The organism is Brucella sp. 22210, from assembly GCF_052045675.1.
Taxonomy (GTDB): domain Bacteria; phylum Pseudomonadota; class Alphaproteobacteria; order Rhizobiales; family Rhizobiaceae; genus Brucella.
Map to the genome: position 1 here is coordinate 67,116 of NZ_JBQEPD010000019.1, position 14,990 is coordinate 82,105.

A 14,990-nucleotide genomic window follows, 5' to 3' on the forward strand; every position below is an offset into this window, starting at 1 on the left:
CACCCCTTTTGGTTGGTGCAAATGATGCGGGGGCATCCAATCGGATAGGGAAACACCCCACGCCATTTCACTCGATTTCCGGGCTGGGCGGGGGACAAGCCATGCTCCAGACCGACGTGTCAGAAGACCTAGGCTCTTACAGGATTCACGCCAAGGCGGATTTTGAGCGCAGCGCCTCGCTGGACTGGCCCTATCTCTGCGGCATGAGCCTGCTCAAATATGCCGTCGATGAAGCTATATCCGAACAACTCGCCCTGATGGGCACGGCATCGAACGCCGACCGGGCATGGATGATCGAGTACCGGCCAGACCTGCTTCGGTTCTGCAACACCCATGAATGGTGCCGGGGGCAAACTAAGGCCTATATTTCCGAACTTCAGGAAACGCCGACCACACTGATCGCCTGGCTGCACAAATATCTGGTTCTGGGACATGCGGTGGCGGTCCACGACGTGACAGACCTGCCCCGGACAGCGCGCGCAATTCAGGTGGAGTTTCTCCGCCAGAGCAATAAGAGCGTCCTGAGCGTGCCCATCTTCTATGACAATAAACTGCGCGGCATCATCGGCTTCGATACGACCGTCGCAAACAAGATATGGTCAGCCAGCGAAGTCAAAGCCCTGTTTCAGTGCGCCAATCTCATCGGACAGGCAAAATACTCGACCGGTCACGCCCTTGAAAAGATAATCGCACCGGAAAACGCTGCTCCCCTCGTCTATCTGAGAAATCGCGGCGTGGTGCGCGGCGTTCATCCCGAAATCATCGTCGGGGTGCGCTCAGCTGGCAATTACAGTGAAATCTGGCTCGAAGATGGATCCATGCTGCTCGATTCCCGCTCGCTCGGCATGTGGTCCAGCCTGCTGCCGTCAAAGGTCTTTCTCCGGATACACAGAACCGCCTTCGTGAATACGCTGCATGTCATTGATGTCGACCGCAGAAAAATCGACAAATGGCAGATCAAGATGCGCTCCATCGACCGCGCATGGCCAGTGTCACGCTCCTACCGGAAGCAACTACGCGAACGCATGGGAATATAGCCGCCTAGTTCATTGTGACCGTTACACTTTTAGCATCATGTCATTCGTCAGACCGGCACGTCGTTTCGTCCTTGAAATATTGTCATTCCCGCAATTTCTTGGATGGTGCTTGCATCAGAACGTTCTCCACGGTTCTTTAAGGGTCTCGACATGTCCTCTCGGATGCTAGCGCATTTTACCGCTCTCTCGCTGATCACCACCAGCATTCTCCTTGCCAATAACGCTCAGACAAAAGCCGAAGACCTTGCCTTGAAGGATGCCGTCTCCATGGCAGGGATGCAGCTTTTCCTCAACTCCGGTGCACCGGGGCTGATCATCGCCGTGGTGCAGGGCGATAACAGCATCATCCAGGCCTATGGTGAGACTGCCCCCGGCAGCAATGTCGAACCGGACGCGCATTCGGTTTTCCGTATCGCCTCCGTTTCCAAGGTTTTTGCTGGTGATTTGTTGGCTGCGCTCGCCGCGAAAGGCAAACTCAAGCTAACCGACCCGCTTACAAAATATGCGCCGGAAGGCGCCAAGGTCGAAGTCAACGGACGTCCGATCACCCTGCTTGATCTGGCCACGCATTCTGCCGGTCTGCCGCGCGAGTTGCCCAATCCCGATACGAAAATCACGGACAACCCATTTGCCGCCTTCGACCGTGATTATTACTGGAAGTGGATCGGAAGCAACAAGCCGGCTTATGTGCCCGGGACCACCACGATTTATTCAAATCTCGGCTACGGTCTTCTGGGCGATGCGCTCGCCAAAGCTGGCGGTGCGGATTATTCCACGGTCCTCGCCAACGAAGTGCTGAAACCGGCCGGGCTCACCGACACGACCAATGTGTTGAGCGACGAGCAGAAGAAGCGGCTGATGACCGGGCTCGATCCCCTTGACAAGCCGGATGCGAACAGCCCCGTTCCCGACATCATGTATGCCAGCGCCGGTATCTACACCACGGCGGACGACATGGTGCGCTGGATGCGCTGGCATCTCGACGGCGCGACCCAGTCCAGGGAAGATGCGCTGCTTGATCATACGCTTTGGCTGCCATATGACGGCCTGAAGCATGTGATCGGAACCGAAGTCACGGCAGGCGACGGCATGGGGCTTGGCTGGGTCGCCACCCTGCCCCGTGATGAAACGCCGTTTCTGCTCGGCAAAAGTGGCGGCCTTGGTGGATTCATGAGCTATGCGGTTCTGTCGCCCAACCGCAAGCTTGGCATATTTGTCGTCGCCAGCCGGGTCAATTTCGGCATGTTCGAGAATATCCATTCGCAGGTACGCGAGCTGGCGGCTGAACTGGCTCGCTAATCATGCAGAGTTTCGCACTGCTTCGGCAATTCGGCAGGCGATGGAAAGCAATCTTTTCCCGTCGTCTGCTATACAGCACTCTGCTCGGTACTACGGCTTTGCTTGCGTCGGGCATGCCCGACGGATTTGCGCAAGAAAAGCGCGACATTTTCAAAACCGAAATATTCCTGACACCCTATAGCAAGCTGGGCGATGGAGATGCTGCGGGCGATTATCCGAAACTGAACGGTCAGTTGCTGTTCATGACCGGCTATACCGGCTATTTCGGAATCAAGGACAGCAACGGCCAGATTCCGCGTTCACACTGGAACAGCGTGCAGCCGACAGCGGAAGCCGCGCTCGTCTGGCAATTGTCACAGCAATTCTCCATCCTTTCGAAAATCACGTTCGACTCGTCTGTCGAGGCAACGCAAGACAACGCCTTTTCCGATCTCGGCTTCAATCTGAAAAACCTGTTTGCCTCTTACACCCACGACAATTTTGCGCTCTATGGCGGCAAGATGGATATCGGCTTCGGCGATGGCTGGCACGCCATTGACGGTCTTTATAGCGGCTTCACCGACGATTTTCAGTATAATGGCTCAATCGGACTTGGCGGACGCTATACATTCAACACCGAGAGTATAGGCGCGCATTCATTCGCCGGTTTGGTGTTTAAGCGCGACGATACAGTTCTAAGCCGCCGCCTCAGCCTCGACGACGGTTTCATCTCGCCCACCGAAGGCCAGCCGCCCGCCTTCAGCAACGATCTGAATTCGTTCATCCTGTCCTATGATTTCCGCAATGTGCCCGGCTTGAAAAACATATCCGGCGGCGTAGATGTCGGACGGCTGGAAGCGGAAGCCGGTTATGGCGAAAGTGCCAACACGATCTCCGCCCGACTACGTTACGATACGGCCCTGACTGACAAATGGAACCTGAGCTGGTTCAACGAAGCCACTTTTTCCAGCGCCTTTCGCGGCACACCGGTTTCCAACGGCAACGGAGTGACATCTCTATCACTGTCTTATGATCGTTGGCAGTTCACGGCGACAACCGCGATGCGCAAATTATCCGGCAGAGATCAAAAACTGGCGCAATACGGGCTTCAGTCCGACTGGGACTGGGGCGTGGCAGGCACTGTCACCTACGTCACGCCCATCGGCGTCATTCTGCAAACGGGACTTATCCACCAACAAGACCAGACCCTGAACATCAATCAGGGTGTTTTCCGCATCGCTTATCAAACGGGGTTTTAAGGCAACCATGAACACCAACGTGAGAACCAGAACGTCGTCCATCGTCCTTGCCTGTCTGTTCGCGCTCGGCTGCTCGACAGCGGCTCTGTCGCAGTCGGTCTCCATTCAAAGCCAGCCCAATCCGGCTGCCGACGTTGTACAGATTCCGAAAGGAAGCACTGATAAGGCGCTCAAGGCCCTGCCGCAGATCGTTGCCGATATTATGAAACGCAGCCGTGTGCCCGGCATGGCGGTTGCTGTGGTCAGCGGCGGCAAGACCGTGTTTGCGAAAGGCTACGGCAAACGGGAAATGGGCAAGGATGCCGCCGTAAATGCCGACACCGTGTTCCAGATCGCTTCGATTTCGAAATCCATATCCGCGACTGTTGCGTCCATCGAGGTGACGAAGGGCGCGGTTGCGTGGGACGATCCGGTGGCAAAACATCTGTCCGGTTTCAAACTGAACAACGACTATGTGTCGGAACACGGAACCATCGGGGATTTCTTCGCGCATCGCAGCGGTTTGCCGGGCACGGCAGGCGATGATCTCGAAGACCTCGGCTTCAAGCGCAATGACGTGATCGCCCGCTTGCAGCAATTGCCGCTCGATCCGTTCCGCACCTCCTATCACTATGCGAATTTCAGCACGACCATCGGCGCGGAGGCTGTTGCAGCGGCAGCGCATGAACCATGGGACAAGCTGGCAGACGAACAGCTTCTCCAGCCGCTGGGCATGAAATCGACCAGCTATCGCTATGCCGATTATACGGCGCATGACAATCGCGCCTCACTCCATGTCTATCAGAACGGCGCGTTCCTGCCGCTCGGACAGCGCGATGCAGATGAACAGGCGCCAGCTGGCGGTGTGTCGTCCACTGTCGTCGATCTGGCGGAATGGCTGAAACTGCTGCTTGCCAATGGCGAGTACAAGGGCAAGCGCCTGATCGCAGAAGATGCGCTTCTGCCGGCGCTTTCGCCGCAATCCTTCAGCGCTCGCGCACACGATACTAGCGCACGCTCTGGCTTCTACGGCTATGGCTTCAACGTCAGCACAGAACTTGGCGGTCGCCCGTCCATGGGCCATTCCGGCGCTTTCCTGCTCGGCGCAGGCACGGCCTTCAAGATCGTACCGTCGGCCGGTATCGGCATCATCGTCCTGACCAATGGCGCTCCGGTTGGGGCCGCGGAATCGGTAGTCGCGCAGTTCACCGACATAGCCCTTTACGGCAAATCCTCCCGCGACTGGTTCGCCGCCTATAACGGCGTCATGAAGGGCTTTTTCCAGCCACAGGGCGACCTGTCCTTCAAGGAAAAGCCAGCCGCGCCATTACCTTCCAAAGCCTTGCAGGATTATACCGGCAGCTTCGACAACGCCTATTTCGGCAAGACGGAAATCAAGGAAATCAAAGGAACGCTGACACTCGTTCTCGGTCCGAAGGAAATGCAGTTCCCGCTGCAACATTGGGACGGCGATACTTTCGCCTTTGTCCCGGTCGGAGAGGCAGAACTCGTCGGTTCGCTCGCATCCATCGTCTTCAAGGTCGACCAGGGTCAGGTGCAGGGTTTTAACATTGAGTTCTACAATGGCGGCGGCACGGGCCACTGGACCAAGGCCCCGCGTTCGTAATTAAAAAACCTCGGGCTGACGCAGTTCCGTCAGCCCGACAATCTTACCATTTATAGCGCAGCACGCCCTTTCCGGCATAATTGCTGCTCGCTCCCGAAAATTCCGCATCGAAAGCCGCGCCCAGCGCCAGTCCGTTGTTCCACAGCATTTCCGCTGAAATGCTGGCGAGGCCCGTATCACGCGATACCGAAGCGCCGTTCACCACAAATCCGGCCCCGGGCAATCCGGTGAGCATTGCCGACATGACGCGATCATTGTTGACGTTTCGCACCCACGCAGCCCTGCCGCGCAGGGTGAAAACTCCGTCGCTGAGCGCAAAGGATCTGTCTGCTCGCAGGCCCATTTCGCCGCGCCCGACCGTTTCGTGCTTCGATGCATATCGCAATGCATAGGTATCAGCACCGCTACCAACGGTTTCCGCATAGGACGGCAGATCGAAGCTGACGAATTGCCCGGCGGCATAGGGTGTAATCCCTATCCATGGCGTGTCGAAACGATAACCGGCTTCCAGACGACCTGACCAGGCATTGGCGTCATAACCGGCCTGTAGCGTATCGAAACCGTTCAACGCGACGGCGCGTTCTGTCTCTATATCCTGCCAGCCATAAGCCAGGGCCGCACTGAAATAAGCATTTCCGACCGTCTGACGACCATAAAGGCCGAGTTGGAACAGATCCGAATTGCCGCTGCCCAAACCGTCGGAGAGACTGAAACTGCTATGTCCGCCGGCCACGGCAAAGCCGAGCAAGGTATCGGGCGACAGCCGATAGTCCGCGCCGACGGCCACACCGTTGATCTTGCTGCGCAAATCATGTGACCCGATGATGCTGTCACCATCCAGCGAGCGCGATGAACCAAACCCGGCACCCCACACATTCCAGCGCGCCTTGAAGGGATCACTTTCAACAGAGGCTCCTGTTTTCGCCCCTCCCGCAACCAATGGATCCGTCAGCGTCGCCATGAACTGGCTCATTGCATCCACGGTCGTTTGCTGAACAGCCGTCGCCAATTCGCCTGATGCGACCGTCAGTCCCTCCGCATCCAACCCGCCATAGGCCAGTGGAATCTGTCCTTCACGGTTGAAATAGCCAACCAGCGCCGCCGAAACATTGCGTTGGTTCACGTTGAGACCAATCATGTTCAGGGTCAGATCGAGATAAGCATTGTCAGCATCGTAGCTCAGACTTGAGGTAAAGCTCTCCGGCAGATCGGTTGTCAATTCCGTGCTGAACCGGCTGTCGCCAATTCCGCCTTCCGCATTGAGGATCGTATAGCGACGCATGACATATTTATCAGGCGCGAACGTCGCTGCTACCGTTGCGCCACCAAGATCAGCCTGGCCTGTGACATTGACCCGGTCGGCATCCGATGCCGAGACCTCCACGGCATAGGTCGATGTTCCGGTAAAACTCAGGTCGCCGTTGACCGTGAGGGTACCAATGGAATTGCCGGGCGCAAGTGTACCGCCGTCGATATGGGTCGTGGAAACGATGCCGTTTCCACCAAGTTCGCCGCCTTCATAGACGGAGACCAGTGATGAAGATGCAATCGAGCCGTTGACCGCCAGACGACCGTCATAAACGCCGGTCGCGCCCGAATAGCTGCTATTGCCGCTAAGAACTGTTGTGCCCTCGCCGATCTGCCAGAATGCGCCGGTCCCTGAGATAGCGCCCGAAAAGCTGTACCTGTCCGAGCGATTGAAGGCGAGCGTGCCATTATTGACGATATCGCCGGCAATACTTCCGGTATCGCCAAGCCCGACCACCAGCGTGCCGGACTGAACCGTCGTGCCGCCGCCATAGCTGTTATTGCCTGCGAGCACCGTCACGCCGCTGCCGACTTGCTCGAATGAACCGGAACCGGAAATATCGCCTTTCAGCACAACACTTCCAGAACGATTGACAACGAACTGCCCACTATTCTCGACATTTGCCGCAAGCGTGCCGCTTTCGCCACCGTCGCCCAATTGCAATGTACCTGACGATATGCTGACGCCGCCGCCATATTGATTTCTGCCGGTCAGAACGAGCGTACCGGTGCCCGCCTGCTCCAGTTTACCGTCACCCCACGCCATGCCATCGAAGGTCACTGTATCCGACCGCTTGAAAGCCAGCGTGCCGTCATTGAGCACGTGGCCAGTAATGGAACCGGACGTACCGCCATCGCCGATTTGCAAGCGCCCGGCCGCGATCGTCGTCGCGCCGGTATAGCTGTTGCTACCGGTCAGGATAGTTGTCCCTGTGCCGATCTGCTGCACGCTGCCGGAGCCGCTGATCGTGCCCGCATAAGTCATTGTGTCGGACCGGTTGAAGGCAAGGATACCGTCATTGTCGACATTGCCTGTTATCGCACCGGATGTTCCGCCATTGCCGATGACCAGCGCGCCGGACAGAATGTTCGTGCCACCGGTATAGGTGTTGTCGCCAGCAAGAACCGTGGTGCCAGCGCCGATCTGGTTCACCGCTCCATTGCCTGTGATATCGCCGGAGAAAAGCACCGCGTCCGAGCGATTGAAGACCAGCGTGCCATTGTTCAGAACGTCGCCTTCGATCCAGCCGGAATTGCCGCCTGCTCCCAATTCCAGCGTGCCATTGGCAATGGTCGTCCCGCCGTAATAAGCGTTGTCGGCAGTGAGAATGGTTGTGCCGGATCCCGCTTGCACGAAGGAGCCGGTACCAACGATCAGACCGTCGAGGCTGTAACTGTCCGACCGGTCGACGGCCAGAGTGCCTTCGTTCAAAACGCCACCGATGATGGAGCCTGTGGTTCCGCCATTGCCGATCTGCAATGTACCGCCAGCGATAAACGTATTGCCGGTATAGCTGTTTTCGCCAGTGAGGACCGTGGTGCCAGCACCTGCCTGGATCAGCGCGCCAGCGCCTGAAACCACACCGGAATAGGTGTAGCTATTCTGCCGGTCGAAGACTAGACCGCCATTATTGACGATATTACCAGCAATCGAACCCGTGGCGCCGCCATTGCCGATTTGCAGAAAACCGTTGGCAATTGTGGTGCCGCCGCTATGGCTGGCGTCACCGCTTAAAATAAGCGAACCTGCACCCTCCTTGTACAATGCACCGCTTCCCGACACATCAGACGACAGCTCGAGCGCCGTCGCAAGCAATGTGTCAATGGTTGCCGTACCAGACAATTCAACGCCGCGCGCCAGCGTGATATTGCCAAGCGTCGCCAGCGTTGCATCGCTGATTGAAATGGCCGCCGCACCGCTGCCGATATTCTGTGCTTCATATATTGCCAGCGTGCCGCCCAGAATACTGGTCTGCCCCTGAAAACTGTTGTTTCCTGTCAGGACCAGAATACCATCGCCGTTTTTGGTCAGGCTGCTGTTTGCGCCGGCGCCAGTGATATCTCCCGCAAAAACCGTGTCCGTATCCTGATTGACTGCAAGGCTGGCACTGTCAATGGAGATCGTGCCGCCGCTGCCCCACAATGAACCCATGGTCAGGGCATTGCCATTGAGATCGAGTGTGCCGCCGACCATCACGTAATCGGTCATATTCGGCAGCGCACCGGCGCTACCTGCCGCCATGCGCAGTGTGCCCGCCTCGATCAGCGTGCCGCCGGACCAGCCATTGGCTGTATTTTCGACCAGCAATGTGCCATCGCCCTGCTTGGTCAACGAACCAGAACCGGAAATAACTCCGGTCAATTGCAGTTCTGTGCCAGATGCGACGTCAAATGCCGCTTCACCGCCGAGCGTTACAAGGCTGCCAAGCGATATGGTGCCAGTCGTCTGTAACGTGCCGTTATTGATGGTAAGGCCATTGGATATCTGTCCAAGATTATTCGCCGCGGAAATTTGCAGCGTTCCCGCGCTGATTATCGTTTGACCGGAATAACTGTTGGAACCGGACAGAACGAGCAAGCCGTCGCCAGTTTTCTCCAACCCGTCGTTGCCAGTAATGGTCGACGCAATGGTCGCTGTTTCACCCGCCAGCACCCGCAATTCCGGCACGGCAATGGTAATGCCATTGCCCGAATAGCCGACAAGGTTCAAAGCTGTACCACCGGTGATGGTATAATCGCCGCTCACGAATTGAAGGCCGACGGCTGTTTGCGTTCCATCCAGCGTGACGGTACCGCCAATGCCGCGGAACACCGCATAACCTTGTCCCCACGTCGATCCCAGTGTGCTGCTGCCGCCCAGCGGATCGAGCCAGTTCTGATCCGATGCCGACCAGGTTCCATCGCCACCGTCGAGCGTCAACGCATTGCCGCCCCAAACCTGAAGAAGGTCAAGGCCGTTTGGCAGTACCAGAAGATCCACCACATTCGGTGCGTAATCGATGGCATATGAATAGGCGATGGGATTGGTAATCGGCGTTTCGCCCACCATCAAACCTGCATTGGCAGTCGTCAGCGTTCCGCTATAGGAAATCAGGCGATGATAGCCGATCAGCGCGCTGTCCGAGGTGCCACTGACGTTTACCGTCGCGCCGTTCAGCGTCAGATCGCCATTGACCTGAATAGATGCCGCCTTCTGGGCGTTGGACGTACCCAGACCATAATTAAAGGTCGCACCGCTTTGCAGCGTCAGGTCACCATCGACCGTAAGTTGCGACTGCAAACCGGCAACAATCGTGCCGCCGCTATTGACCGTGGTACTGCCCAATGTGCCGGAACCACTCAGTGTACCGCCAGCGTTGACGGCGACCGTGCCACCGACCACAGCCGAACTCGTCAGCGCGACACTGCTGTTGCCAATATTCGACTGGCCGGAAAACTGGGCCAGTCCCTGCCCGGAGATTGTCGTCGTTCCGCCAAGGAAATTGATCGTGCCGTTGCCTTGCACCGTCGTATCGAAGCGGTAACCGGTCGTATCATGGTTGAGGTTGAGCGTACCCTGACTGCCGAGCACCACAGTGCTGTGAATTGTTCCGGCTGCAGCCGCTGTCTCGCCCGCAGCCGCGCCAATATTCACGGTACCTTGCGCGCCGTTCTGTCCGACCTGCAAGACGCTGCCGCCTGCCGCCAGTCCAACGCTTGCGCCATTCGATCCCGTTAGCGAACCGTTACCGACGGAACCGACATCGATTTCAGCAACATTCAGGAGCGAACCGGCTCCATCCACCGTGACGTGCGCCGTATCGCTGCCCGGATCACCGGCGCCGATCTGTAACTGCCCCCCTTGAACCGCACCACCATCCGCCACGGAAAGAAGAGCGCCTATATCGGCCGTACCGCCGAAATGCAGTGTGGAACCCTTCCCGCTGACCGTCAGCGCGTTTTGCGAACCTGCGATTACGGATGCGGTACTTCCAACCGAAAGATCCCCGCCGACATTAACTCGCCCACCATTTGCGACAGTCAGTGAATCGTCGCCATAGCCAGCGACACTCAATGTGCCGCTTATATTGAGGCTGGTGCCGATGCCCGTCACCTCCAGCAAGGCGTTTTCGCCCTGCGCCGAACCAATGATCACATCCGCCGTATTAAGCTGGGCAGCGGAGGTCAGGACCAGCGTTCCGCCATGCACACCGAGATCGCCGCTGAAAGTTTCCGGCGAGCCAGTCAAAGTCCATGTACTGCTGTCGCGCTTTTCCAGCGCATCGAACCCCTGAAATCTCTTTTCAAAACCGGTCAGATCGAACTGGGCCGTACCGGTTCCGCCGAAGACCAGCGTGTTCTGGCCGCTCGGATCCGCGACGACCTTGCCGTTGAAGGCATAACCAGCTCCAAGAACCAGCGTGTTGTTACTGCCGGAAAACACCACCGCAGCCGCGCGCGAACCGTCCTGATTGAGACCACCAGAAATCGTACCGGTGTTGACCAATGTCGCATCGCCAGACGAGAAATAGACGCCGACGCCCGCCGTTCCGTTCTGCCCATCCGTGCCCCTGTACCACCAGGATGGCGGATTGGAGGGAGCCGAAGGTGCTTTGCCGCCCGCGCCCGCATTGCCACCCGTTATACTTGCACCGGCTACGTTGGTCAGCGTGGCACCGGCCGCCATGGATACACCGATGCCGCCATCGCCGCCATTGCCGCCATTGCCGCCCGTATCCGCGCCGCCACCGCCGCGCCCGCCATTGCCGCCATTGCCGCCGCTAACGGCACCGGCATTCGTGATAGTTGCAGCCGTGCCGGTCGACGTGATGCCGTTGCCGCCACGCCCGCCATCGCCACCATCGGATGCCGTATTGCCGCCCGGCAGACTTACACCGCCCTGCCCACCATCCCCACCGCGCACCGTGACACCGGTTTCAATCGCGATAGCAGACTGACCCGAACTGCCGATACCGTCTCCGCCGCTGCCGCCATCGCCACTGCGTCCGCCACCTGTTGTGAGTGTGTCATAGGGTGCAGACGGAAGCGAAATCGGGCTGGAACATTCGATCTCACCCTCATCGTCTTCGCAGACCATGATGCTGCCATCGTTGTTTTCATCCGCGTGCATGCCCGATATACCACCGGCACCACCCGCACCGCCTGCGCCACCCAGAATGCTACTCCCGCTGCTGACAGTCAGGTCGTAAGCCGTGGATATGCCGCCACCGCCACCGCCACCTCCTCCACCGCCGCCGCCGCTGCCACCCTCCCCCGGAGAAACGGTGAAGACGTTCCATACGGTAACGCCGTCGCCACCCTTTCCACCAGCACCGCCATCGCCGCCTGCACCTCCGATGATCATTTGGTCGGTCAGCGTCGTCACAGAACTGGTGAAGATTGCGCCGGTCCCGCCGCCACCGCCGCCGCCGCCACCACCACCGGAAGCGCCATTGCCGGTTGCAAATGCACCTTGCCCCTTTTTCCCGACATCGCCCGGTTTGCCACTGTCGCCGTTAAAACCGCGTACCAGCGTCACATCGGGCGCTATATCCCCTGTATAACCGATGATGCCGCTAATGCCTGCCGCGCCGCCATGCGCGCTTCTTGCGCCTTCACCACCAGCGCCACCGCTTCCTGCAGAAGCGTTGTTGCCGTCGTGATCCCCACCTGCGGCACCGCCTGCTCCACCTCCGCCGCCGCCACCGCCGGATATGGCGGGGGCACCGGAGCCCTGTCCTCCCGGATTTCCCTTGGCGTCGAAATGGGATGGAGGCGTGCCTTCCGCTCCGCCCGCACCACCGGAGCCAGATTGCTGCTGTGCACCGGCTGGCCCTATCAATGAGTATGTACTGATGACGGTTGCGGGAACCATGAGCGCGCACAGAATGCGGCCCAGCGCAGTCGAATTTGCGAAGCGCCGTTTCCACCGTTTCCATTGCCTGCTGTTCGCTGCGGCCACATCCGCGCCATTGAGACCCTGCTTGCCGAGAGGCAATTCCCGCCAGCCCAAATTGCTCATTCGCAATCGCCCGCCAAATGTTATTCGTCACATCCGAGGATTTGCTAAACTATTGAATCCGGCAAGAGTTTTGGGACCAACCAACATTCCGGTTTGTTGAATCAACGCAGACGCAAGAAACTCGACTGCAGACGGAAACCTCGCGCGGTCAAGATTCCGTCTCCTAAGTCCAAATCAGTCTGCTTGTGAGATGGCTCATCTGTTCGGCTTACTGCGGAACTGGCAAGCCGCGCCAGCTTGCGTCGACCGAGCGGTTTAATCTCCAGACTCGTTAGGAGCCACGTTCCGACAAGGATGACACATGGCAAAATTGCACCTTCGCCATGTGTTGCCATTCACTGTAGTTCAGCATTGTTATGGGGCATGCAATGAACCACACCCGACTGGTCAAGTCAGTTCGATATGCGCGCCATACACTTCGAGTGCGCGCACCATCATTCTGTAGAATTAGCTCACCACTTCAACTCGTATCGCTACTATTTTTCAGTCGAACATCGGACACCCGATTGCTTACGCGGCCTTGTTTTTGAGAATGTCGAGGGCGACGTCGATGATCATGTCTTCCTGACCGCCGACCATGCGGCGCTTGCCAAGTTCGATGAGGATTTCGCGCGTATCGACGCCATAGAGTTTCGAGGCGTTTTCCGCATGACGCAGGAAGCTCGAATAAACGCCCGCATAGCCGAGCGAGAGGCTTTCACGGTCCACCCGCACCGGGCGGTCCTGCAACGGACGCACCAGATCGTCAGCTGCATCCATCAGGCCATAGAGGTCGCAGCCCGTATCAATGCCCTTGCGGTTGAGAACGGCGATCAGGCCTTCAAGCGGCGCATTACCGGCCCCTGCCCCCATGCCTGCCAGCGATGCATCGACGCGAACAGCGCCCGCTTCGATACCGGCAACGGCATTGGCAACGCCAAGCGTCAGATTGTGGTGGGTGTGAACGCCGATTTCTGTTTCCGGACGCAGCGCATCGCGCAGCGCCTTGACGCGCAGCGTATATTGCTCCGGCAACAGCGCGCCTGCCGAGTCGGTGACATAGACGCATTCCGCGCCATAGCTTTCCATCAGCTTCGCCTGTTCGACCAGCTTTTCCGGCTCAGCCATATGCGACATCATCAGGAAGCCGATCGTGTCCATGCCCAGTTCACGTGCAGCCTCGATATGCTGGCGTGATACATCGGCCTCGGTGCAATGGGTTGCAACGCGAACCGAACGTGCACCGGCATCATAGGCTTCTTTCAGATCATGCACCGTGCCAATGCCCGGAATGAGCAGCACGGTGACACGGGCATGCTCGCAGGCGTCGGCAACCGCGCCGATCCATTCGACATCGTCATGCAGGCCAAAACCATAATTGAAGGTCGAACCGGCAAGGCCGTCACCATGGGTGATTTCAATCGCGTCCACCTTGGCTGCATCCAGCGCCTTCGCAATGGCGACGACATCCTTCAGCGTGTATTGGTGGCGGATCGAATGCATGCCGTCGCGCAGCGTGACATCCTGAACATAGAGCTTATCGGGATTGGAGCGGGCCATTATGCAGCCTCCTTGGCAAGCGCTTTTGCTGCCCAATGATCGGCGGTGACCAATGCAGCGGATGTCATGATGTCGAGATTGCCGGCATAGGCAGGCAGATAATGTGCAGCGCCTTCCACCTCGAGCAGGATCGTCGTCTTGAGACCCGATACGAGCCCGATGCCCGGCACGCGAACCGGCGCATTATCGCCGATGACTTCGAACTGCACTTTCTGCTTCAGGCGATAGCCCGGCACATAGGCCTGAACCGTCTTGACCATTTCGGCAATCGAAGCCTCGATGGCTTCGCGGCTGCCGCCCTGCGACAGAACAAACACCGTATCGCGCATGATCAGCGGAGGTTCGGCAGGGTTGAGAATGATCAGCGCCTTGCCGCGTTCGGCACCGCCCAGATCACGGATCGCCTTCGACGTGGTTTCGGTGAATTCATCGATATTGGCGCGGGTGCCGGGACCAGCCGAACGCGACGAGATCGAAGCGACGATTTCGCCATAGACCACGCGGTCGGTGGTGCGCTTGACGGCATAGACCATCGGGATCGTCGCCTGACCGCCGCATGTGACCATGTTAACGTTCGGCTCGTCGATATTGGCATCGCCATTGATGGCCGGAATGGTGAAAGGGCCGATGGCGGCAGGTGTCAGGTCGATGACCTTCTTGCCGTCCTTCTGCAACAGCGCGTCATTATGCAGATGCGCCTTGGCCGAGGTTGCATCGAACACGATATCGATATCGCGATATTCCGGCATACGCAGCAGCCCGTCGATGCCTTCATGGGTGACCGGCACGCCGAGCCGTGCGGCGCGTGCCAGACCATCCGAATTCGGATCAATGCCGACCATTGCGCCCATTTCGATATTCTTCGACGTGCGCATCACCTTGATCATCAAATCCGTGCCAATATTGCCGGAACCAATGATCGCGCATTTCTTCTTGGACATAGTGGGTCCTTTCTGATCTTC

At 58.1% G+C, this 14,990-nt stretch carries 7 protein-coding genes; 4 read left to right on the plus strand and 3 right to left on the minus strand.

Translation table 11 applies throughout. The features are described from left to right. Positions 1-101 precede the first annotated feature (101 nt). From ACTJKP_RS19560 to ACTJKP_RS19575, 4 genes are all read left to right on the plus strand, one after another. Positions 102-1,037, plus strand: coding sequence for a LytTR family transcriptional regulator DNA-binding domain-containing protein (locus tag ACTJKP_RS19560; RefSeq protein ID WP_440631844.1), 936 nt, complete (start codon positions 102-104; stop codon positions 1,035-1,037). 150 nt (positions 1,038-1,187) lie between these two features. Beyond that, the gene (ampH, locus tag ACTJKP_RS19565) at positions 1,188-2,336 is read left to right on the plus strand and encodes a D-alanyl-D-alanine-carboxypeptidase/endopeptidase AmpH (protein WP_440631845.1); all 1,149 of its coding nucleotides are present in this window, start codon (positions 1,188-1,190) and stop codon (positions 2,334-2,336) included. 113 nt (positions 2,337-2,449) lie between these two features. Next, positions 2,450-3,574, plus strand: a complete 1,125-nt coding sequence (locus ACTJKP_RS19570; RefSeq protein ID WP_440631846.1) for a hypothetical protein — start codon at positions 2,450-2,452, stop codon at positions 3,572-3,574. Positions 3,575-3,593: 19 nt separating this feature from the next. After that, a complete protein-coding gene (locus tag ACTJKP_RS19575) occupies positions 3,594-5,180 on the plus strand; it encodes a serine hydrolase (protein ID WP_440631847.1) in 1,587 nt (528 codons plus the stop codon). A 43-nt stretch (positions 5,181-5,223) separates the two neighbouring features. On the opposite strand, the gene ACTJKP_RS19580 is transcribed toward ACTJKP_RS19575, so the two are convergent. The 3 genes from ACTJKP_RS19580 to ACTJKP_RS19590 form a co-directional block, all read right to left on the minus strand. After that, positions 5,224-12,489, minus strand: a complete 7,266-nt coding sequence (locus ACTJKP_RS19580) for an autotransporter-associated beta strand repeat-containing protein (protein WP_440631848.1) — start codon at positions 12,487-12,489, stop codon at positions 5,224-5,226. Positions 12,490-12,999: 510 nt separating this feature from the next. Continuing rightward, positions 13,000-14,028 carry a 4-hydroxy-2-oxovalerate aldolase gene (gene dmpG / locus ACTJKP_RS19585; protein ID WP_078341218.1) on the minus strand — a complete coding sequence of 343 codons (1,029 nt, stop codon included), beginning with the start codon at positions 14,026-14,028 and terminating at the stop codon, positions 13,000-13,002. Beyond that, positions 14,028-14,969 carry an acetaldehyde dehydrogenase (acetylating) gene (locus ACTJKP_RS19590; RefSeq protein WP_440630967.1) on the minus strand — a complete coding sequence of 314 codons (942 nt, stop codon included), beginning with the start codon at positions 14,967-14,969 and terminating at the stop codon, positions 14,028-14,030. The genes dmpG and ACTJKP_RS19590 overlap by 1 nt, the downstream gene beginning before the upstream one ends. Positions 14,970-14,990: the final 21 nt, after the last annotated feature.

Coding starts and splice junctions, on each gene's coding strand:
- ACTJKP_RS19570 (WP_440631846.1), top strand. CDS start 2,450: ATGCCCGACGGATTTGCGCAAGAAAAGCGCGACATTTTCAAAACCGAA.
- ampH (WP_440631845.1), top strand. CDS start 1,188: ATGTCCTCTCGGATGCTAGCGCATTTTACCGCTCTCTCGCTGATCACC.
- ACTJKP_RS19590 (WP_440630967.1), bottom strand. CDS start 14,969: ATGTCCAAGAAGAAATGCGCGATCATTGGTTCCGGCAATATTGGCACG.
- ACTJKP_RS19560 (WP_440631844.1), top strand. CDS start 102: ATGCTCCAGACCGACGTGTCAGAAGACCTAGGCTCTTACAGGATTCAC.
- dmpG (WP_078341218.1), bottom strand. CDS start 14,028: ATGGCCCGCTCCAATCCCGATAAGCTCTATGTTCAGGATGTCACGCTG.
- ACTJKP_RS19580 (WP_440631848.1), bottom strand. CDS start 12,489: ATGAGCAATTTGGGCTGGCGGGAATTGCCTCTCGGCAAGCAGGGTCTC.